Below are 22,039 nucleotides of genomic sequence, written 5' to 3'. Positions count from 1 at the left end.
CTGTCTGCTCATCCGTAAATTTTGGTTGACAAAAAAATGTATTTATGCTATAATTTACATATAAAAATATTCCGTATATAATAAGATTCTCCTGGCCAGGGGAATCTTATTTTTGTTTGTACGGGAGGAATAAGTATGAAGCAAAATGAATCCAGTATCACATCATTGATTTCGACTTTTGGCCGAGCCTATCACAGCCAACATGACACACCCCTCATTTTCGATGATTTTATGGCGAGATTGCTGATCTCTCCTCAAGAGTTTGTAGATATCAGCAATAACATGGTTAGAGGCATTCATTTTTTCAACCCGGATATGGCTCACCAGCTCAAGGACGACCCGGAAAAGGTTCTAAAATGGATTACCCAGGTACAGCTATCTCCAATAACTCTGGCTCGGGCCGCTTACTGTGAGCATGTACTTTTGCATGAAGTCGCGTTGGGATTGAAGCAGGTAGTCATTCTTGGCGCCGGGATGGATACGTTTGCTTTGAGGCATCCGGAATTGGAGGACACGCTGGATATCATTGAAGTGGATTATCCGGCTACACAGCAATTCAAGAAGGAGCGGCTGAATCAGGCCGAGCTGACTATTCCGGACAATCTTCACTTTGTACCCATGGATTTTACGCGTGAGCTTTCAAATGACAGCTTGACTCTTGAAGGTTTGAAGAAACGGAAGACGTCGGCTAGTCTCTTGGGTGTTTCGTATTATTTGCCCAAAAAGGATCTGTTTAACGTGATTCGTCATGTGTTTGCGAACCTGCCAACCGGAAGCTCTATCGTTCTGGATTATGCAGATGAGCATCTTTTTGAGGAAAAAGGAATGTTTAATCGGGTTGAAAATATGGTTAAATTGGCTGCAATGGGTGGTGAGCCGATGCAATCCGGCTACGCATATGTGGAGATGGAGGCATTGCTTGATGAAGCAGGGTTGCTTATTTATGAGCATCTGACTCCGGAGGCGATTCAGGAACAGTTTTTCCAGGATAGAACCGATCATCTAAGGGCCTTTGAAACGATACATTTCATTCACGCAGTAAAAAAATAAATCGATCCGGGCATGTATGGTCACCTATATAGCCCCCATTTGCATAGCAGCGGCCAACCTTCACCCTGTGGCAGGGTGAAGGTTGTTTGGTTTGAACAAAGGACCAGCATAAACCATGATTCGGTAGCCAATAACTTCGCATGTGATACAAATGTTCAGAAATCAGACTTGTTATAGTTCAATCCCATGTCATTCAACGTTCACCCCTCTATTTACGCATAATGCCCATATAATAGAATGGAACTGGTTAAAGGCAGGAGGATGCATACGATGTACAAGGTTTTGTTGGTCGATGATGAATTTATAATCTCGGACGGGATCTCGAGTGTCGTGAACTGGCCCCGATTAGGAACAGAACTGATTGGCATTGCTCAAGATGGATTGGAAGCGCTTGCTTTTATTGAGAAGCAACGCCCGGATATTATCATCTCGGACATTCGCATGCCGGGAATGGATGGATTACAGCTGGTTGAAGCAGTGGCGGAGAAGTATCAGGATATCTCATTCATCATGCTCACGGGTTTCACCGAATTCGAATATGCGAAGACTGCCATGCATTATGGAGTGAAGCACTATTTGCTCAAGCCCTGCAGTGAAGAGCATCTCGTACAGGCTATTAGTGAATTGGTCAGTGAGAAGCGGGAGTTAACTGATCAGGAGCGTTTTGTGCAGTCGATCCAATATAATCTGGAGCGTGTACTGCCGCATGCCAAGGAATATTTTCTGAAAGAGCTGGTCACGAACAGAACATACGGGGTCAAGGAATGGAAATATTTTGAGGAATTATTCGATGTACAGTTTCAGGATCAGCGTGTGCGGTTGTTGCTGGTAGAGATTGAGGGGGATCATGAGTATTTGCACTTGTTCGCGGTCAAGAACATTGCCGAGGATATTTTTCACAATCCAATCTTAAGTGCCACGGTTGGGGGACATGTGTTACTAATCATGGAGGACAAGTTGTCTGAAACGCAGTTGTTCCATAATATCGATGAGATTCGTGCGACATTTACCCGATATTATCATGATGATCTTACGATTGCTCTGAGCGAACCAGGAGATCTTTCGCAGGCACGCCATTTGTACATGCAGACGCTGGTCTATCTCAATTACCGCTTTTACCTCGGTGAGGGCAGTCTTATTATGGAGCGGGATATTTACTCACCCGGGGAGCGCACCCTTCCCGAATTCGAATACGATCCGGAGCGGATGGTTACTGCAATCAAGGCTGGACACTGGCAGGAAGTCGGATCAGAGCTGAACCGAATGTTTCAGCTGCTTGCCAGCTTGCGATACGATATATCTCAAACCAAGTCCTATCTCATTCAGATGTTTATGGAAATGATTCGACTCAGTGGCTCTGCCGAGATGAAAAGGTATATGGATCAGTTGCCAGGCATGATTGAATCCAGCACGCTGCATTCTTTTCAACAGTTTCTGCTTGCCGTCGCCAAGGAAATCACACTGCGTCGCTACGAACAACACCGCTCCAGACAATCGCAGATGGTAGGCAGTGTGAAACAGTTGGTAGAGAAACGCTACAGGGACGAGACCCTGACACTCCAGTCCATCGCCGGGGAAATATACATGAATCCAGACTACATTGGCAAAATGTTCAAAAAAGAAACAGGCGAGAAATTTACGAACTATGTGTTAAGTTACCGCATCCGCAGAGCATTGGAGCTTCTGGAGCAGGACGGGAACTGCACTGTATCTTCACTGGCCGAACAGACGGGGTTTGGCTCCAACTGGCCGTATTTTAGCAAAATGTTCAAGAAATACACGGGCTTCTCCCCATCCGAGTATAAAAAAGTACCGTAGGACAGCGCTGCTGTCGCTTATACAGAAATTGACCTAAACATTTACACGATAACAGCGATCAGAGGGTTGTTCTGTCATCGGAGTGGCAAGTGTAAATATTTTTAAGCTCGATTTATACAGATAGTAACCTGTATATCCGATCCACATTGATCTACGATCGTGCCCTGTTTGCCATTCATCGGCAGCAGGGTCTTTTTTTGTCGGACGGAACTCGGTTTTGAACATCCATTTAACGGAAATGAGCATGGGAAGAAAGGGTGCTCGCTTCTATCATTAGAAGTGTCATGTTAATGAATGAACATCGAGAGTGGAGGTTGAGTGGATGGAGCTGAATCGAAGCCGGGGGATCGAACCTGGGCGTTTGAAGCCAGCTGGCAAATGGAGTTCGGTGAAAAAGGAGCTTGTCCGCAACAGATACGTGTATCTGATGCTCGTTCCTGTTGTAGCCTATTATCTGATTTTCAGCTATGGGCCAATGTACGGGCTACTGATGGCATTTCAGGAATCCTACAGCCCGATCAAAGGAATCTTGGCAGGCGAATGGGTCGGATTTGACAACTTCACCATGTTTTTTGAAAGTTATTATTTCTGGCGACTGATTAAGAATACACTGATTTTGAGTTTTTACAGCATTGTGTTTGGTTTCCCGGCTCCGATCATCCTGGCCCTGCTACTGAATGAAGTACGGAAGAAGTGGTTCAGAGGCGCAGTACAGACAATCAGTTATATGCCGCATTTCATCTCGGTTGTCGTCGTGGTTGGAATGTTGAAAACGTTCTCATCTCTGGACGGTGGGTTATTTAACGTCATTCGTGACTTTTTCGATCTGCAGCCGATCATGTTTTTGGCGGAAAAGGATATGTTCCGTCCGATGTACATCCTGTCCAACATATGGCAGGGCGCAGGTTGGGCTTCGATTATCTTTTTGGCGGCGCTCAGCGGGATTGATCCGCAGCTGTACGAGGCTTCCAAAATTGACGGCGCAGGCCGCTGGAGACAGTTGCTTCATATTACACTGCCCGGCATTATGCCAACGATTGTGATTATGTTAATTTTGCGCATGGGGGCAGTGATGAACGCTGATTTTCAGAAAATATTGTTGATGCAAACGGCACCGACCTATGAGACATCGGATGTCATATCCACCTTTGTTTATCGATCCGGTATTTTGGAGGGGAACTATACGTATTCAACCGCCATCGGACTATTTAACGGTGTCATTAATTTCGCGCTGCTCATTATCGCGAATGCGATCAGCAGAAAGCTTAACTCAACCAGTCTCTGGTAATTGGAAGGTGAAGCGATGAAACAGTCTATAGGGGAACGACTTTTTGATGTATTCAATACACTGCTGCTCTTGGTGATCATGATTTTATGCTTATACCCGATGCTGTACGTGTTCAATTCTTCAATCAGTGATCCGGATCAGATGTTACGTTCCCGGTCACTGATGCTCATTCCTGAAGGCTTTCAGCTGGGAGCGTACAAGTCGGTATTTCAGGATACTCGCATCTATACGGGATATATGAACACCTTGTTCTATGTTGTGGTGGGTACGGCCATCAATCTGCTCATGACTTCGCTGGCAGCCTATGGGTTATCACGCAGTGATCTGATGGGCAGAAAAACGTTGATGAAATTAATTACGTTCACGATGTTTTTTGGCGGGGGCATGATTCCGACGTTTCTGCTGATTCAGAATCTGGGCATGGTGGATACCCGTTTTGCACTTATTATTCCGGGTGCCATCAGTACGTTCTATTTCCTCATTATGAAAACAAACTTTGAGGGCATTCCGATTAGTCTGATCGAATCGGCGAAGCTTGATGGTGCCAATGACTTTCTGATTTTGTTCCGGATTGTGCTGCCCTTGTCGAAACCGATTCTGGCGGTCATGATGCTGTATTATGCGGTTGACCATTGGAATGATTATGTCGGACCGATGCTCTACCTGCGCGGTCAGGAGTTATATCCGATCCAGATTATTATGCGAGATATTCTGATCAGCAGCAGTACAGAGGCCATGGGTGCGGGCGCCGATACCGGCTTCGCCATTGGAGAGAACATCAAATATGCGACCATTATTATCTCCACGCTGCCGATTATGCTGGTATATCCGTTCATCCAACGTTATTTTGTTCAGGGCGCTCTAATCGGTGCTGTGAAACAATAAAAATGTAATCTATGGAGGCGAATTGTGTGAAAAAAAGAATGGGGTCCATCCTGTTGTCATCGCTACTTACCATGTCTTTACTGGCGGGCTGTACAGGTGATAATGAACCAGGTAACGCAGAGCCAGCAGAAGGAACAGAACCTGCGGTTCAGGCGTTGACCGAGATTCCGCTACCGATTACTAGTGAGCCATTTACCATTGACTACTGGCGCGCCAATGACGCCAAACTAACGGCTTCCTTGAACAATTTTGGTGATATGGCGGCTTACAAGGAAAAGGAGAAGCTGACGGGTATCCAAGTGAAGTTCACCCATCCTCCGCTTGGACAACAGCGTGACCAATTCAATCTGTTGATCTCAACGAAGGAGCTGCCGGACGTCATTTATTATAACTGGGCGGATGCCGTTGGCGGACCGGAAAAAATGATCAAGGACGGTCGAATCATCCGGTTGAATGAATTGATCGACAGTTATGCACCGAACTTGAAGCGAATAATAGAATCCGATCCGGATGTGAAGAAGCAGATTGCACTCGACGATGGAACGATCTATATGTTCCCGCTGCTCAAGCTGGATGCACTGAAGCTGAATGCCACTTCCGGTTTAATTATGCGCCAGGATTGGCTCGATAAATTGAACCTCAAAGTACCTACCAATATCGATGAGTGGTATACGGTGCTCAAGGCATTCAAAGAAAAGGACCCCAACGGCAACGGCAAGCCGGATGAGCTTCCTTTCACCGGAAACTGGGGGCCGGGCAACCTGACCAAGCTCCATGATTTTGCTGCGGCCTTTGGCGTAATTGGAGGCTTCCAGATGAATGGAGACAAGGTGGAATTTGGACCGATTCAGCCGGGCTACCGTGATTTCTTGGAGACCATGGCCAAGTGGTACAAGGAAGGGCTGATTGATCCCGAGATCATGACCAATGACGGCAAAGCGTTTGACTATAAGGTTACCAGCAATCTGGCCGGCGCATATCAGGGTGGTGTATTCAGTGGCATGGGGAAATACTTCAATCTGATGAGAGATACCGATCCGAACTTTAACGTAACCGGCGTACCGTGGCCCGTATCTCCGGATGGAACTTCTTATGCTACCTTCAATCTGGAGAATAAGGTACTAAGTTATGGTGAGGCCATTACGGCTTCCGCAGACGAAGACAAACTGAAATATATTGTACAGTGGATGGACTACAACTATAGCGAAGAGGGTAGTGATCTGTTCAACTTCGGTATTGAAAATGACAGCTATGTTCGTGACGGGGAAGGTGTCAAATTCACAGATACCATCATTGATAATCCGAACGGTCTGACGTATGACCAGGCACTGGCTTCTTATGCCTTATCCATTATGGACGGTCCAATCAATCAGGATAGCCGTTACTTGGATGCATTACTTTTTGACGATGGACAGCGTGCTGCAAATGCGGAATGGATGAAAGCAAGCTCTGTATTAACACTTCCGCCAATTCGTTTGTCAACAGATGAGGTAACCACAAGTACGTCCATCATGAGCCAGGTGAATACGTATTTAAATGAGACGATGACTGCCATCATTAGCGGACAGAAGCCAATCACCGAATTTGACACGATGGCCGAAACAATCAAGAGCATGGGCATTGACCGGGCGATTGAGGTTCATCAGGCGGCCTATGACCGATATCAGTCCAAATAACACGTGAGAAATCGAGCGCTAAAACTTTGGGGAAACCTTCCTGCATGTGATATACCTAGTAGTATCACGTGGTTCAAAGGAGCGCTTTGGTCATGACAGCCTACCGTAAACTCAGCATCAAAATGAAAATGTTTCTGATGATTATGTTCATGATGGCGTTTATCATCATCCTGGCGTTTGGGTCCTTGTATTATACGTACTCGGTGTATGACAAACAGCTATTTGATAAGTCGTCCCGTCTCCTGAACCTTTCCTCGTCTACAGTAGATGTTGAACTTCAGAAGTTGGAAGCGTTATCACTGAATATGATTTCCGATACGCAGATTCAAAGAGCCTTGAAGTCGTTGTTGGATGACGATAGTGCATATTCAAGCTTTATTGAACGTAAGAAGATCACGGATCGGTTATGGGAGCATATTAGTGGGGCTGCACGTTATGTGCAGTCCGTTCATCTGATTGATTCCAGGGGAAGAGTGAATAAATATGGCGAGACGCTCACCGTATCCCAGGAAAAATATGATCGGATGATTGCGGCTGCGGAGCAGGCCAATGGTGCAGTGAGATGGTTATACCCGGATGACGATGATCCGATGCTGGTTATGGTACGTCAGGTGCGAGCCTATGAACCGATGACCCTGGAACCGGTAGGTATACTGTTTCTGCGTATTAATATCGAGCGACTCGTTGAGGAGTATGCGGGCATTGATAGCCAGGACAGTGACATTATTTTAAAAGCAGGCAGTGAGGTGGTCTATCCTTATCGCCAGCTTCCAGAAGCGGTGTCCGCGGGACTGAATCCACTTCCAGGTAGTGGGGGATATGAGATCAAAAATCTGGATGGGAGGGAGATATTCCTTTCCCAGAAGAAATCTGCCTACACCGGCTGGGTTTACTATAATATGGCCTCTTATGATGAAATTTTTGAACGTATTATATGGTTGAAAAATATACTGATTGTCGTCTATCTTATCGCCATTCTGGTCGTGCTTGCGCTCGGCATGGTGTTCGCACGCAGTCTGACGAGGCCGATCAGGCAGCTCATCAGTCAGATGAAGGAGGTTCAGTATGGGGATCTGGAGAACATAGATGCCAATCTGTCCATTCCAATACACCAGCACATGGATGAACTGGGATTGTTACAGCGTACGTATCGACTGATGATTACACATATTAATACATTGATCAAAGAAAATTATGCAAGCCAGCTGGTCATTAAAGAAACGGAGTTCAAGGCACTGCAGGCACAGATCAATCCCCACTTTTTGTATAATGCGCTGGATTCGATCCATTGGCTCGCCAAAAAGAACAGGCAGGAGCAAATCTCCAGTATGGTGCTGTCACTCGGATATTTGCTGCGTTCCTCCATCAGCTTCAAACAAAATATCATTACCATTGCCGAAGAACTGGAGATCGTTAACCATTACATCACCATTCAAACCTACCGTTTCCGGCAGAGGCTGGATTTCCGCATGGATGTGCCCGCTCTTTATCTGGGGTGTGTCATTCCCAAGTTGACCTTACAGCCATTACTGGAGAATGCCATCCAATATGGTCTGGAACCACAGGTTGGATCATGTCTGATTCGAGTATATGCCGAAATATCAGGTTGCAAGCTGGCCCTTGTCGTGGAGGATCATGGTCCTGGCATGGAGCCCGAATATGTGGAACAAGTGCTGCGGGGTGAAGTGAAGACCAGAGGAACAGGTATTGGTTTGCTGAATATCAGGGAGCGGGTACGTTTGGCTTTTGGCGAAGAATATGATGTTCTGCTGGAGAGCAAGCCGGGGCTTGGAACGAGAGTAACGGTATTGCTGCCACCCCCATCACCAGGTAAGGAGGAGAAGCTATGGGAAGATGGATGCGAACCATAGGCATGCTCTGTCTTATGCTGACTCTTCCCGGCTGCGTGAACCAGTTGGATCAAAGGCCAGGCATGATTGTGGAAGAAGAGCCGATAACGCTGCGAATCGCTTGGTGGGGTGGGGAATTCCGCAACAATGCAACGATAGCCGTTATCGACCTGTATGAGAAGTTGAATCCACATGTAAAAATCGAATACGAATATAGCAGCTTCAACGAATACTGGAGAAAACTTGCCCCACATGCAGCAGGCAATGCGTTGCCCGACATTATCCAGATGGACATTTCCTATCTGTCCCAGTACAGCTCGCTGCAACTGTTGGAGGATATGACGCCGTACATGCAGAGCGGACTGATTGATACAACAGATATTGAGAAGGAACAGCTGCAGAGTGGTAGCCTGAATGGAAAAACCTACGGGCTCAGTTTGGGTGTTAACGCCATGCTCAGCATCTATGATCCGGAAGTGTTGAAGGCCAATGATATTGAATTGCCAACGGATACGTGGACATGGGCGGACTTTGATCGAATGGGCGAGCAACTGCTGGGGAAGGGCATCTACTTGGGAACCTATTTCACGCCGGAACAGTTTTTCGCGTATTACTTGAGACAATATGGTTCCAAGCTATACGCCGAGGATGGCAAGGGGTTGGGTTATGAGGATGATGGGCTGTTTGTTGATTACTTTGGCAGGATGCAGCAGCTCGCGGAGAAAAAGCTTATTTTTGCACCGGATATCTGGACGTCAGACATTGGCAAACCCGACAACGACCCGTTCTATCTGGGAGAGGCGCTGTTTAGCTGGGGGTATTCCAATCAATTTATCAGCACCGCTCAGCGTTATGGTAAACCATTAACCATCTCCCCGATGCCTGGGCCAAACAGCCAGGATGGGTTGTTCTTGAAGCCAGGCATGTTTTTCTCCATGGCGGGCAATTCCAGACATAAGGAGGAAGCTGCCAAGTTCATCAGCTTTTTCGTGAATGATTTGGATGCCAATCTGCTGCTCAAAGGGGAGCGGGGGGTGCCTGTCTCATCCAGTGTCAAAGAGCGAATGAAGTTGCTGGTTGAACCGGAGCTGGCGCAGGTGTTTGACTATATTGATTGGGTTGCAGATAACAGCAGCCCGATGGACCCGCCTGATCCCGTAGGTGCAGCCGAGGTGACTGCGGTGCTACGTGAGTTGTATGATCTTCTGCTGTTTCGCAAAATTACGCCCGAGCAGGCGGCGGTGGAATTTCGTGAACGGGCGAATGCTATCCTGGGTGGGAAGTTAGATAAATTGAACTAAAGATTAGTTACACTTGCCACTCCGATGACAAAACAACCTTCCCTCTAGTACAGAGGGGAGGCTGTTCTGCTGCTGTAGTGACTTTGTACAACTCATATATTGAACTTATAGCGTTTAAGCCCTGCCTTTAACCAAACTGGGCTTGATGCAATCGGCTGTACGAGCCTTTACGCGCGAGCAGTTCTTCATGGCTGCCTTGTTCAGCTACGCTACCGTTCTCTACCACCACGATACGATCGGCGTGTCTGATGGTCGCCAGTCGATGGGCGATCACCAATGTCGTACGTCCCTGCGCCAGCTCGGATAAGGCCAGCTGAATGCCAGCTTCTGTCTCGGTATCGAGTGCGGAAGTGGCTTCATCCAGAATGAGAATTGGTGGATTTTTCAGGATCATTCTGGCGATGGATAGACGTTGCTTCTGTCCGCCGGACAATTTCACACCACGTTCACCAATCATGGTGTCCAGTCCATCTGGCTGAGATTGTACCAGCTCTTCCAGTTGGGCCCGGCGAATGGCTTGCCAGATTTCTTCATCGGAAGCATTCAGTTTGCCATATGCAATATTTTCACGAATCGTTCCGTCAAACAGGAAAATATCCTGCTGCACAATCCCGATATGGGAGCGCAGTGATTCCAGCGTCATGTCCTTCACCTGAATTCCATCGATGGAGATATGCCCCGCATCCACATCGTAGAAACGTGGGATCAGACTGCATAGCGTAGTTTTACCCCCGCCCGAAGGTCCAACCAGAGCAACCGTCTGGCCTGCCTGAATATCCAGATTGACCTGAGACAGCGTAGGTTTGTGTTCTCCATAAGAAAAGGTAACGTTATGGAAAGCAATATCGCCTTTGACATTCGGAATCGGTTTTGCCTGTGGTGTATCTTCTACATCCGGCACGGCCTCAAGCAGCTCCAGGTAACGTCTGAATCCGGCGATGCCTTTGGGATACGTCTCGATGACGGAGTTTATCTTCTCAATTGGTCCGAGGAATACATTGGATAACATTACAAAAGCGATAAACTCCCCGTAAGTCATACTTCCTTGAATGACAAACCAGGTTCCACAAACCAGTACAAACAGTGATACAAATTTCATCAGGATAAAACTGAGTGAAGAGTTCCAGGCCATGATGCGGTAGGTGATTAGTTTGGTAAGCCGGAAACGTTCGTTGTTCTCAACGAAACGTCCTACTTCATGCTTTTCATTGGCAAAAGCCTGTACCACACGGATGCCGCTCACATTGTTCTCTACCCGTGCATTATAATCGGCAATATCTGCAAACATGCGTTTGAATGCCTTGGACATTTTGCGACTGAAATACAGAGACAGGTAGATCATCAGCGGCACAATGATGAACGTCATCACAGCGAGCTGCCAGTTGATCCCCAGCATAATACCGAAAGCTCCGGCGAGTGTCATGAAGGCAATGAATAAGTCCTCGGGTCCGTGATGCGCGATCTCACCAATATCCATCAGATCGTTGGTCATGCGGGAGACTAGATGCCCGGTCTTATTGTTATCGAAGAAACGGAAGGACTGCTTCTGTACACGCTGGAACAGTTCACGCCGCATATCGGATTCGATGTTAATACCGAGCTTGTGGCCCCAATAGGTGACTGCATAATGGAAAAAGGAACTAAGCAGGTAGATGCCGAGTAATCCGACACATGCCGCTAAGATCATGGACCAATTACCAGCCGGAAGCAGTTGGTCGACAACCCGGTTAACGGCGAGTGGAAAGGCCAGTTCCAGCAGCGCGGCGGCGATGGCACAGGAGAAGTCCAAGATAAAGAGCCTTTTGTAAGGACGATAATAAGACATAAAACGGCGAAGCATATGTAAGTCCTCCTTGATATGACACAAATGCCCGAGCAGGCTGATTAGGGCGAGTCTCAAAACTCGCTGAAGTGCATTTTTTACCGCCTTTTCGCCCCCTGCTGCGTCACTTTCCCTTGACGTGCCCCGGCACGCCTGCGGAAAACTTCCTGGCTTGGAACGAAAAATCGGCAAAATCTGCTTCCTTCGGAGTTTTCAGACGCGCCCTAGCCTGTCCGGACACCTGTATTCATACTTATGTTATTTGCGGTTTTGCTCGGCACGTTCTACGATCATATCGGCGAATTCTTCAGCCTGACCTTGAATCGCAATCGGGTCGAAGTACCAGTAACGGTCCTCCAGCAACTCATACACCTGATTGTTTTTCACAGCCGGCAGGGATTGCCAGATGGAATCACCTTGGTAATTTTTATTGTTCTCTCCAACGGTTAAGAAGATATGATCCCCTGCATAATCACCAACAACTTCGCGCGAAATTTCTTTCCATTGGGTATCACCCATCAGTTCTTTTTTGGTGATTTCAAGTGGGGCAAGTTGCAAAGCACTGTAGACCGCTTGTCCTCCTCGACCAAAATTGTCTCCATATCCATAATAACTCTTGTCGGATACTTCAAGGATGGAGAAGGTTTCCTCTGGTTTAATGACTGTTTTCACCTTAGCGCGAGCGGCTTCAACCCGTTCATCGTACGTTTTCAGCCAAGCTTCGGCTTCTTCGGATTTATTCATCAACTCTCCGAATCCCCGGATTTCGTCATGTACATTGGTGAATGTACCATACGGGATGACCACGGTAGGTGCGATTTTTTGATAACTCTCAATTTCGCTGGCCTGGTCAGAGTAGGTAATGATCAGATCCGGGTTCAAGGCAATGACCTTCTCCATGGATACCGCCGCCCGATCACCGATATTTTCTATACCCGCCACCTGATCCGCATAGAACGGGTTTTCCAAGTAATATTGAACAGCACCAACGGGTTTCACACCCAGTGCAAGCAGATCACTTACGTACATATCGGTAACGATCCGTTTCGGTTCAGCCGGAATCTCAACATCGCCGCTTAATGACTTGTAGATTCGTGTAGCATTCGAATTATCCGAACCGGAAGACGTGTCTGTATTCGTCTCGGAAGAGCCTGTTGTCGTTTCGGTTCCCGCTGCCGATGTCTGTTCAGTGGCAGTCGAGCCTGTTCCGCCGCTACAAGCAGCCAGAATCATAATGATGGCGAGCATAAGCAGCAAGCCGGAAAAGCGTTTTTTTGCAGCAAACATATTCTTGTTCCCCCTGTGTATAATCAATAATGATTATTATTCTCATTAATAACATAGAGGAAGATGTGATATTTGTACATGGACAACTATGATCACTACAGCATGGACAATTATGATGTCAGGTGACACATGATATGCTGCAACTGCTCCATGACGGACAGGGGATCGAATCCATAGAACATGTCGGCATCAATCTCGTATACACGTCCTTCACGAACGGCGGAGAGGCTGCCCCATGATTCCTGATTCAGCAGGCTATCCAGCATTTCTCGTTCGGTGCGTTCCTCAGGATAGGCAACAAACATGTGATCTGCTGCATACAAGTGAATCTCGGACAACGGAACATGAACATACCCCGTGAGTAACTGTCCATCCTGCTCCATACGTGAGGGTGGAGTGAAGCCGAGCGATTGATACAGCACATGAGAAGCTCTGCCCCAGCCATGACCGTAGATATAAGCCCCGTCCTCTCCAATCATAAACATGCAAACGGCGGACCCTCGTGTTCCTTCCATCCGTTGGTCCAACGTATGATTGGCTTCTTGCTCAAGTTGATGATATCGATTTAATAACGCCTGTGCATTGGACTCAAGCCCAGTAATTCGGCCGAGATGAAGAAGCTGCTCCTGCCAATCGAGTTCCTCAAAGGGCATCAGAATAGTAGGTGCGATCAGACGCAGGTCATCGGAAGCGGGATGCGGTGCATAACCGACAATGACATCAGGATGAGCATTTGTAATCAGATCGGTATGCTTAACCAGCTCATATTCGGAATGCTGCTCAAAATGTTCATGACCATGTTCACCCAATTTTTCTTCCATCCAGCTGGCTACGGCGCCCATATGAGGAGTATGGCCCAGTGCCAGTAGAGAAGCGGTGTAGTTATAAGTTAGAGATACGATCCTTTTGGGCATTTTCCGATAGTGTGTTGGTGCAGAGCCAACCAGCTGTTTGAATTTTCGGCTCAGATAGAAGGTGTCCCTGTAGCCTGTCAGTTGTGCAATTTCCTGTAGCGTAGGGTTCGCGAACAACAGATGCTCCTGAGCCATCCTGATTCTGAGACGGGTCACATATTCAACAAACGTAAGACCTGTATGCTTCTTGAACTCTCTTGAAAAATGCTCGGGACTCACATTCGCATCGCGTGCCAATTGTTCACGAGTCAGCGGATGCGTATACATCTGATGGATATGTCTGAGCACAGCATCGAGCCAGGAGTGATCTTCATGAGAAGAATGAGCTATATGATCCCGCAAAATATCCAGTAATTCATAGAAAAGCATATGTGGCCTGAAGGGGCTCGAATCATGGCCTGTCGAACTTGCTTGAATCAGCTCTACTGCCCTGTCGGTGAGAGTCCGGCTCGCAACGGGGGCTGGTATCCCGAAAGGCCAGAACAGCTGTTCATTTTCAGTGGAATCAAAAGCAATAGCAATGCCCTGTATTGGCGACAGAGAGCCGCGGTTGTTCTCGTGCTGAAGCAGACTTCCGGCTTGACGGACCACTGCAGAGCCCGCATTTAATGTCAGTTTTCCCTCTGCACTGATCAGCCTGGCCTGGCCAGCAGTAACGACGTATAGGACATGAAGTGTGCTCCACATTTCATCTATATGGGAGAACGACTCGCGGTCATGAAGCTGCACCAGATGGCACAGCTTGAACAGAGCAACAGGTACGGACTGAATCTTCTGCAAGGAAATGGGGCGGGACAGCGATTTTTTAGGATACGTAGGCTTGGAAATATTCATTAGATAACTGTCTCCTTATATAAGTCAGCAGGGGGCATTATTCGTCTCATGCCCTTGGTATACTGGCGTAATTCTCGGATCTCGACTATTATGCAGTATATACTATAAACCGAGTGACGTGGATGGACAGATTGGACAATTCAACTTTTTCTGTGAAAAATAGATAAAGTGGTTGAAATCGCTATCAACACCGACTATAATGAAAATGTCGAAACGTTTCAATCTGGCGTTAACTGCCAGTTTCATTGTATTAGGCACGAACTGTTTATAGAGCGCCAGATTGAAAGACGTGTCATGACCATCACTAATGGTATGGATTGGAACGGGACGCATTCAACCGTGGCCCCATAAGGATGGGAACGAGGATTTTTTTTGAGAACACCTCGAAACGTTTCGATTGACATCCATCGCTATGATATGTATAAAGATTAATAAACGATAATGAAGGATTTAGTGGTTGTTCTAACCATGTACCGTATAAAATGTAGATAACCTTGATTTTGTTCTATATAGGTTCAACTAAACTTTTTACACGAGAACGGAGAGGACAGAAAGAACCCGAAGAAGCGGAGCGTTCGCCTTTATCCGCGGATTTTCACCTTTGAAAAAGGGAATCAAAAAATCTGGGGGTAACAGCGATCGGAAGGTTGTTCTGTCATCGGAGTGGTCAGTGTAAATATCCTGTAGTTCAATTTATATATAGTTTAGAAGGAGCGAACGTGGAATGGCAACGATTAAGGATGTGGCAAAGCTGGCAGGTGTAGCACTCTCGACTGCTTCCTATGCGCTGAGCGGGGATAGCAAGGTTAGTGCCAAGACGAAGGCTAAAGTGCTTGAGGCAGCACGAGAACTGAATTACCGCAAGAACGGCTTTGCCATGGACCTGAAGCGGAGCCGGACGAACACGATTGCTTTGATCCTGACGGACTTGTCAGGTCCGTATTACTCGGAATTGATCCGCAGTGTACAGGATGTAGCGCTCGCGAATGGGTATGATCTGATTGCGTGCAGCTCCATGGGTGGACGGGATTCAACGGCGGTGAGGTTTTTACGTGAAAAAAGAGTAGATGGGGCCATCATTTTGGCGCATAACATCCATGATGATATTTTGGTGGAATCTGCAGGGCCTCGCTTTCCCATCATCGTGATGGATCGTCAGCTGTCGAGTGACCATTTGGTCAACGTGCTGGTGGATGGAGAACAGGGAGGTTACCTCGCTACGCACCACTTGATTCAGGCAGGCCATCAGAAGATCGCTTATATCAGCGGTCCATCCAACTCGTATGATAATGCGCTGCGTTACCAAGGGTATCTGCGGGCGATGCGGGAAGCGGGACTTGAAGAAAAGTCCAAATGGCGTCTGAACGGCAACTTTGTGCGTGAGGGCGGATACAGTGCGACCAAAATGATGATTATGCAGGGAGAGCTTCCCTCAGCGGTATTTTACGGTAACGATGAGATGGCGATTGGCGGCCTGAAGGCATTGGAAGAGCGTGGTGTATCGGTGCCGAATGATATTTCCGTGATCGGTTTTGACGATATTCAGTTGTCCGAATATGTGCGTCCACCCCTGACAACGATACGCCAGCCGAAGCATGAAGCAGGGTCGCTTGCAGGACATCTGTTATTCCAGATGCTCAACGGAGAAGCGGTGGATCGATCGTATACGTTAACGATTAATATGATCGAGCGCAGCTCTGTACGTTCGGTTTAGAACGGGTCTGGAAGCAAAGAACTGCCTGCACGCTAAAGTGAAAGTTTAATGATGGGGTTATCGTCCGGACGGGCTGTGAAAAGCCGGTTTGAAGAGGCCCCTATTCTTTTTCAAATGTATCGAAACGTTTCGATTTTAACTAATTCAAGGAGTGAACCTTATGACAACGATGATTAATGAACCGATCCGGTTGAGTGCCGGAGAGTTATCTTTTACCTTTTTGAACAGTGGAGATCTGTACCAGGCCACATCCGGCACAACCATGCTGAATCAGTTGCTCAGCAACCAGATTGATGGATCTTTGAACAACCTGTACCTGCGTGTGCATGCGGGAGAGAAAATAAGCTCGTTCCCGCTGCTGGGTGTACGTTCGAATAGCAAGGTAATTACAAGCAAGGCACAATCAAGCAACCAGTTGATCTGGGAGGGTACAGTCCAGCTGGAAGGCAAAGAACAAGGCATTGGGTATCAGGTTGTATTTACGGCGACACAACAAGGTGTCTGGTTCTGGGATGTGAAGCTCACAGGGCAACAACAGAACGTAGACGTGGTGTACGGACAGGATGTAGGGCTTGCTGATCCGGGTGCGGTACGCAGCAATGAAGCTTATCTGTCACAATATATTGACCATACGGTATTTGAAGATGAGGCGAAAGGTTATGTCGTTTGTTCCCGTCAAAACCAGCCTCAGGGCGGTGCATTTCCGTATATGCAACAAGGTTCCCTGACCAAAGCAGTCGGTTACTCCACAGACGGATTCCAATTCTTCGGTCTGTCGTACAAGGAAACGAATCAACCAGAGAGCTTGAATCGCTCACTGTTGGCGAATGAGACGTATCAGTATGAATTTGCCTACACGGCGCTGCAATCTGAACTGCTGAATCTGAACGGAGAAGCACAGGTAGTCTTTTATGGACTGGCGAAGCCTAATCATGCCGAAGGAATCTCTGCACTGGAATTCGGGGATGAAGTTACTGCAGCATGGAATGAAGTACAGGCTCTGACTGTGGAAAATGGCGACACGTTGGAACAGGTGAAACTGTCCTCTTTCCTGGGTGAACCACTGGTAACACTCGATCTGACGCAAGATGAGATTCATGATCTGTTCCCTGATCGTCATCAGGAAGAGCACAGCGGTGAGGAACTGTTATCCTTCTTCACAGGCAGCTATGAACATATCGTTCTGAAAGCGAAAGAATTGCTTGTAGAGCGTCCGCACGGTCACATTCTGATGAGTGGTGGCAACGTGCAGCTTGGAGCACAGGTTATTACAACAACGTCGTATATGTACGGTATTTTCAACTCACAGCTCGTCATTGGTAATACCAATTTTAATAAAATGATCAGTAATGCCCGCAATGCATTGAACGTGCCGAAGACGGCGGGACAACGCATCTATGTGGAAATGGATGGACAATATCGTCTGCTGACGATGCCTTCCCTGTTCGAGATTGGCTTCAACTATGTTCGTTGGATCTACAAAACCGAATCCGATACGATCATCGTGACGAACTATACAGGGGCACATACTACGGAAGTAAGCATGAATGTGCGCTCCACAAGTGGCACGGCATACCGTTACCTGGTAACAAACCAGATTACGATGAATGTGAATGAATACGAGTATCCGCTGCATATGACGCAGGATGGTGATACATTGATCTTCAAGGCTGACCCACAAGCGATTAGTGCCGGAACGTATCCGGATCTGCAATACCGCATGTCGGTGGATGGCGCAGCTGTAAATGTAGGTGACGAAACACTGCTGGCAAGTGGTATCCGTAGTGGGTCCGCATCTCTGGTTACGCTTAGTCTGGAAGCAAGTGCTGGATGGACGCTGAAGGTACAAGGGATATTGGAAGGCCAAGTGGATGGCGGAGTGGCAGCAGACTCAAGTCCCACGTTTGAAGAAGAAGTACAGGCATACCGCGAGTTCTTCGCAGGTGTGATGAACGGGTTCCGTTTGTCCCGTGGAGAAGGTCAGAGTGCAGAGGATCTGTTCAAAGTAAATGCGCTGGCTTGGTGGTACACCCACAATATGCTGGTTCACTACTCCGTGCCTCACGGTTTGGAGCAGTATGGCGGCGCGGCTTGGGGTACACGGGATGTGTGCCAAGGTCCGGTGGAGTACTTTATGGCAACGCAAAAATATGAGCAGGTTCGCGATATCATCAAAATGGTCTACACTCACCAATACGAAGATGATGGCAACTGGCCGCAATGGTTCATGTTTGATAAATACTTTGCGATTCAGCAGGAAGAAAGCCATGGCGACATCATCGTATGGCCGCTGAAAGTATTGGCGGACTACCTAACAGCAACTCGCGACTATGCAATCCTGGATGAGAAAGTACCTTATACCGTTAAACATAGCTTCGGGTTCACGGAAGAGACGGCAACTGTACTGGATCACGCGAAAAAAGAGATCGAATATATCCGTTCGCACTTCCTGCACGATACGTTCCTGTCTTCCTACGGAGATGGCGACTGGGATGATACGCTCCAACCAGCCAATGCACAGCTGAAGCAATACATGGTGAGCAGTTGGACGGTGGCATTGACGTATCAGTCCGTGAATGTGCTCTCGCAAGCGCTAAAATTCAAGGATGCGGACTTTGCACAGGAGCTTGACGTGCTGGCTCAAGGCATCCGTGAGGACTTTAACCGTTACATGCTGGGCACAGATGTGATTCCAGGCTTTGTGTATATGGAAGAAGCGGACCAAGCGAAGCTGATGCTTCATCCAACGGACACAGAGACAGGCATTCAATATCGTCTGCTGCCAATGACGCGCAGCATGATCGGTGAATTGCTGAATGCGGAGCAAGCTGAATCACATTATGCCTTGATCCGTGAACAGTTCCTATGCCCGGATGGCGTGCGTCTGATGAATCGTCCGGCTCAATATGCTGGAGGAGTAAGTACACACTTCAAACGTGCAGAGCAAGCGTCCAACTTCGGACGTGAGATTGGTTTGCAATATGTACACGCTCATATCCGTTACGTGGAAGCGATGGCGAAGCTGGGTAAGACAGATCAGGTGTGGAATGGTCTCGCGATGATCAACCCGGTTGGTATCGGCGAGGTTGTACCTAACGCGGAGATTCGCCAAGCGAACTCATACTTCAGTAGTTCGGACGGCAAGTTTAATACGCGTTACGAGGCTCAGGAGCATTTTGACCAGCTTCGTAAAGGGACTGTACAAGTGAAAGGCGGATGGAGAATCTACTCCAGCGGCCCTGGAATCTACATGAACCAGCTGATCTCCAATGCACTTGGCATTCGTCAAGAGGGCGGCGATCTGGTCATTGACCCGGTATTGCCAGCTGAGCTGAACGGCATGCAATTCGAATTCGAGTATGCAGGTGAGCCGGTGACGTTTATCTATCACTTGAACGAAGGTGCTGTGAGCCGTGTAGCGGTGAACGGCAAAGACATTCGCACGGAGCGTACAGCGAACCGTTACCGTCAGGGCGGTGTAAGCATCTCGCTTGATGAGTTCAGACAAGCACGCAGTGCAACTGAGCGTACGGTTGTTGATATTTATTTGTAATTTCATAACATGATGTACACCAAGGTCATCCTCCTTTATTCAAGGCGGGGTGGCCTTTTTGGCATATGTTCATGATCGGTCATCGCAGCGGAACCGCTAGCAACGTATGTAACAGCTCATTATGCCGCACATGCTTTGTTACGTACCCCTGTTGCTCCAACCAGACGCATAGCTCACCCAGCAGAGGGAAGTGACGCTCGCGCAAGGCGCGCAGCTGTTCCTCGTGTCCTGTGGTTTCTGCCTGCCGAATATAGGAATCACGGTGAGTCGCATCAACAAACATCAGATCGGTTAAACCGATACGTCCGCGTGAGGTTAATACCCGCTGCATCTCCTGTAAGGCCAGTAGTTGCTGGTCTGGACTCAGATGATGGAAGGCGAAGCTGGACACAACAAAGTCGAAGGAATGATCGGTAAAAGGCAGCGCCAGAAAATTACCAAGCTTCACATGCATCTCGGGATATTTAGTACGACATCTGCGTAGCATCTCCCGGGATTGGTCGATTGCAGTCATGTCTGCGCCGTGCTGTAGCAGTCTCCCAGCCAGATTACCTGTGCCTGTACCAATATCGAGTCCTTTCTCACCATGGGCGGGAGAGATCCAATGAGCTGTTTGTTCGAGCGCTTCGTCATAGTTGTGGTATAGATAAAAGGAAGACTGTACCTCATTGGAAGCGCTCGGCGCGGAATGACCTGTATTATGGTATGGATGTGCAACTTCATACTCATCGCTTATGGGAGAGGCGTTGTCCGAATGATGCCTGCCCTCTGAATGGGGTTGTTCAGTACTGACTCTGCCTTCTGCCTGCACTCGCTGATCATGGATGGCTGCCTGCGTATCATAGTTCCACCGATCATGCCAGTTCTGTCGTGCTTCGCGCAGGCGACGCGCACTGTCCGCGAGATCGTGCAGATGGCTGACATCCAATGGGCCGTCCTGGCGATTCAGGTCAATCATACGCTGGGTAGTATCCATCATACGTTTCAACTCAATCCACTGGGCATACATGACGGCCTGTTGCAGCTCCAGATATTCTTCCAGCCGCTGCTGGTTCCCTTGATCAATCTCTCCAAGCGCGTGTGTAATATCCTGCAGTGACATGCCAATCTCACGCAACGCAGCAATGGTCTGAAGCCGCCAGATATCATTCTCAGTGTATGTGCGATACCCGTTACTGAATTGTTTGGCGGGTAGAATTAATCCTTTTTCCTCATAAAAGCGGATGGCTCTCGCCGATATACCAAGCCTGCCTGCTGCCTCTTTGATGTTCATCCTGCATCCACCTCCTTATCGAATCAGTATAAACCATGACGTTACGGCAAGGTTAAGCGTTTATTTCATTTTGCTAAAAGGTTCAATATCGAGTGGAATTTTAGTCGAAGCTGAGGCTATGCTACAATATATAGAACAAAAAAACTTAAATAGTGAAGTAAACGAACAATGTCTTCCTATTCCTAAGTGTCTTAACTTTCTAACTTCCTGACGTTGTAACGTACAGCGTTGTCGACTATCGCACGAAAGGTTGAATCATTATGCTTACCAGCCATATATTTACGATTCGTCCATCCGAGATTAGAGATGCAGCCCAGCTAATGGAGTTGGACACCCTGGTGTGGGACAAATACACCTCTCCTGCACCGATGCATTGGCGCTCCAGACAGCAATATCTGCAGCATTGTCCGCCAGGCAGTCAGTTGATTGCGGTGCAGGGAGAGCGGGTATGTGGTTATGTGGGCTTTCAGCCAGCCACCGGTATGCCTGTCAACCGTCATGTCTACGAGATTCATATTGCAGTTCATCCTCATGATCGGCGTTGTGGCATTGCTACAGCTTTGATGGATGCCATCAAGCAGCATGCGGCCCTACAAGGCGTTCGCAAGCTCAGGCTGCGCGTACTCTCCAGCAATCCGGGAGCGATTACGTTTTATACACAGTGTGGATTTGTGACAGAAGGCAGGTTGGTATCCGAGTTTTATATCGGCGGCAAGTATGTGGATGATATTCTTATGGGTTATTTTATCCAGACCAAATAGAAACGTAGCTGAG

15 protein-coding genes are annotated in these 22,039 nt (G+C 47.8%); 10 read left to right on the top strand and 5 right to left on the bottom strand.

Annotated elements, in window-relative coordinates; translation table 11 throughout:
* The first annotated feature begins 135 nt into the window (after nucleotides 1-135).
* From AC1S8V_RS27800 to AC1S8V_RS27770, 7 genes are all read left to right on the top strand, one after another.
* The gene (locus tag AC1S8V_RS27800; RefSeq protein ID WP_482071559.1) at nucleotides 136-1,050 is read left to right on the top strand and encodes a class I SAM-dependent methyltransferase; all 915 of its coding nucleotides are present in this window, start codon (nucleotides 136-138) and stop codon (nucleotides 1,048-1,050) included.
* 270 nt (nucleotides 1,051-1,320) lie between these two features.
* Nucleotides 1,321-2,868, top strand: coding sequence for a response regulator (locus tag AC1S8V_RS27795; protein ID WP_482071558.1), 1,548 nt, complete (start codon nucleotides 1,321-1,323; stop codon nucleotides 2,866-2,868).
* Between the two features lie 322 nt (nucleotides 2,869-3,190).
* Nucleotides 3,191-4,156, top strand: a complete 966-nt coding sequence (locus AC1S8V_RS27790; protein ID WP_482071557.1) for an ABC transporter permease — start codon at nucleotides 3,191-3,193, stop codon at nucleotides 4,154-4,156.
* Between the two features lie 15 nt (nucleotides 4,157-4,171).
* Entirely contained in the window at nucleotides 4,172-5,041 is an 870-nt protein-coding gene (locus AC1S8V_RS27785; protein WP_482071556.1) for a carbohydrate ABC transporter permease, read from the top strand.
* Between the two features lie 26 nt (nucleotides 5,042-5,067).
* Nucleotides 5,068-6,717, top strand: a complete 1,650-nt coding sequence (locus AC1S8V_RS27780) for a type 2 periplasmic-binding domain-containing protein (protein ID WP_482071555.1) — start codon at nucleotides 5,068-5,070, stop codon at nucleotides 6,715-6,717.
* Nucleotides 6,718-6,809: 92 nt separating this feature from the next.
* Nucleotides 6,810-8,588, top strand: coding sequence for a sensor histidine kinase (locus AC1S8V_RS27775; RefSeq protein WP_482071554.1), 1,779 nt, complete (start codon nucleotides 6,810-6,812; stop codon nucleotides 8,586-8,588).
* Complete coding sequence (locus AC1S8V_RS27770; protein WP_482071553.1) at nucleotides 8,564-9,868, top strand: ABC transporter substrate-binding protein; 1,305 nt, start codon at nucleotides 8,564-8,566, stop codon at nucleotides 9,866-9,868. Before AC1S8V_RS27775 ends, AC1S8V_RS27770 begins: the two co-directional genes overlap by 25 nt.
* A 127-nt stretch (nucleotides 9,869-9,995) precedes the next feature.
* On the opposite strand, the gene AC1S8V_RS27765 is transcribed toward AC1S8V_RS27770, so the two are convergent.
* The 4 genes from AC1S8V_RS27765 to AC1S8V_RS27750 form a co-directional block, all read right to left on the bottom strand.
* Nucleotides 9,996-11,708, bottom strand: coding sequence for an ABC transporter ATP-binding protein (locus AC1S8V_RS27765; RefSeq protein WP_482071552.1), 1,713 nt, complete (start codon nucleotides 11,706-11,708; stop codon nucleotides 9,996-9,998).
* Between the two features lie 240 nt (nucleotides 11,709-11,948).
* Nucleotides 11,949-12,977 carry an iron-hydroxamate ABC transporter substrate-binding protein gene (locus AC1S8V_RS27760; protein WP_482071551.1) on the bottom strand — a complete coding sequence of 343 codons (1,029 nt, stop codon included), beginning with the start codon at nucleotides 12,975-12,977 and terminating at the stop codon, nucleotides 11,949-11,951.
* Between the two features lie 110 nt (nucleotides 12,978-13,087).
* Nucleotides 13,088-14,725 (bottom strand): ABC transporter substrate-binding protein, encoded by a 1,638-nt coding sequence (locus AC1S8V_RS27755; protein WP_482071550.1) that lies wholly within the window; start codon nucleotides 14,723-14,725, stop codon nucleotides 13,088-13,090.
* Nucleotides 14,726-14,827: 102 nt separating this feature from the next.
* Entirely contained in the window at nucleotides 14,828-15,058 is a 231-nt protein-coding gene (locus AC1S8V_RS27750; protein WP_482071549.1) for a hypothetical protein, read from the bottom strand.
* Nucleotides 15,059-15,449: 391 nt separating this feature from the next.
* Here AC1S8V_RS27750 and AC1S8V_RS27745 point away from each other — a divergent pair, with 391 nt between their 5' ends.
* Together AC1S8V_RS27745 and AC1S8V_RS27740 are read left to right on the top strand one after the other, a co-directional pair.
* Complete coding sequence (locus AC1S8V_RS27745) at nucleotides 15,450-16,439, top strand: LacI family DNA-binding transcriptional regulator (protein WP_482071548.1); 990 nt, start codon at nucleotides 15,450-15,452, stop codon at nucleotides 16,437-16,439.
* Between the two features lie 160 nt (nucleotides 16,440-16,599).
* Nucleotides 16,600-19,992: a GH36-type glycosyl hydrolase domain-containing protein gene (locus AC1S8V_RS27740; protein WP_482071547.1), complete on the top strand. Its 3,393-nt coding sequence runs from the start codon at nucleotides 16,600-16,602 to the stop codon at nucleotides 19,990-19,992.
* Between the two features lie 79 nt (nucleotides 19,993-20,071).
* Here the strand turns inward: AC1S8V_RS27740 and AC1S8V_RS27735 are convergent, their stop codons facing one another.
* Nucleotides 20,072-21,265, bottom strand: coding sequence for a MerR family transcriptional regulator (locus tag AC1S8V_RS27735; RefSeq protein WP_482071546.1), 1,194 nt, complete (start codon nucleotides 21,263-21,265; stop codon nucleotides 20,072-20,074).
* A gap of 260 nt (nucleotides 21,266-21,525) precedes the next feature.
* Between AC1S8V_RS27735 and AC1S8V_RS27730 the strand changes: the two genes are divergently transcribed.
* Entirely contained in the window at nucleotides 21,526-22,026 is a 501-nt protein-coding gene (locus AC1S8V_RS27730) for an N-acetyltransferase family protein (RefSeq protein WP_482071545.1), read from the top strand.
* The last annotated feature ends 13 nt before the right edge of the window (nucleotides 22,027-22,039 follow it).

The sequence above is a fragment of the Paenibacillus sp. B46(2026) genome (assembly GCF_056786355.1).
Note: the sequence above shows the minus strand (reverse complement) of the source record. Positions and strands in the feature narration are given on the sequence as shown.

Bases quoted from the DNA above. Each gene is read 5' to 3' on its own strand.
- AC1S8V_RS27735 (WP_482071546.1), bottom strand. From the start codon at position 21,265: ATGAACATCAAAGAGGCAGCAGGCAGGCTTGGTATATCGGCGAGAGCC.
- AC1S8V_RS27755 (WP_482071550.1), bottom strand. From the start codon at position 14,725: ATGAATATTTCCAAGCCTACGTATCCTAAAAAATCGCTGTCCCGCCCC.
- AC1S8V_RS27790 (WP_482071557.1), top strand. From the start codon at position 3,191: ATGGAGCTGAATCGAAGCCGGGGGATCGAACCTGGGCGTTTGAAGCCA.
- AC1S8V_RS27800 (WP_482071559.1), top strand. From the start codon at position 136: ATGAAGCAAAATGAATCCAGTATCACATCATTGATTTCGACTTTTGGC.
- AC1S8V_RS27785 (WP_482071556.1), top strand. From the start codon at position 4,172: ATGAAACAGTCTATAGGGGAACGACTTTTTGATGTATTCAATACACTG.
- AC1S8V_RS27730 (WP_482071545.1), top strand. From the start codon at position 21,526: ATGCTTACCAGCCATATATTTACGATTCGTCCATCCGAGATTAGAGAT.
- AC1S8V_RS27740 (WP_482071547.1), top strand. From the start codon at position 16,600: ATGACAACGATGATTAATGAACCGATCCGGTTGAGTGCCGGAGAGTTA.
- AC1S8V_RS27795 (WP_482071558.1), top strand. From the start codon at position 1,321: ATGTACAAGGTTTTGTTGGTCGATGATGAATTTATAATCTCGGACGGG.
- AC1S8V_RS27750 (WP_482071549.1), bottom strand. From the start codon at position 15,058: ATGCGTCCCGTTCCAATCCATACCATTAGTGATGGTCATGACACGTCT.
- AC1S8V_RS27760 (WP_482071551.1), bottom strand. From the start codon at position 12,977: ATGTTTGCTGCAAAAAAACGCTTTTCCGGCTTGCTGCTTATGCTCGCC.
- AC1S8V_RS27745 (WP_482071548.1), top strand. From the start codon at position 15,450: ATGGCAACGATTAAGGATGTGGCAAAGCTGGCAGGTGTAGCACTCTCG.
- AC1S8V_RS27770 (WP_482071553.1), top strand. From the start codon at position 8,564: ATGGGAAGATGGATGCGAACCATAGGCATGCTCTGTCTTATGCTGACT.
- AC1S8V_RS27775 (WP_482071554.1), top strand. From the start codon at position 6,810: ATGACAGCCTACCGTAAACTCAGCATCAAAATGAAAATGTTTCTGATG.
- AC1S8V_RS27765 (WP_482071552.1), bottom strand. From the start codon at position 11,708: ATGCTTCGCCGTTTTATGTCTTATTATCGTCCTTACAAAAGGCTCTTT.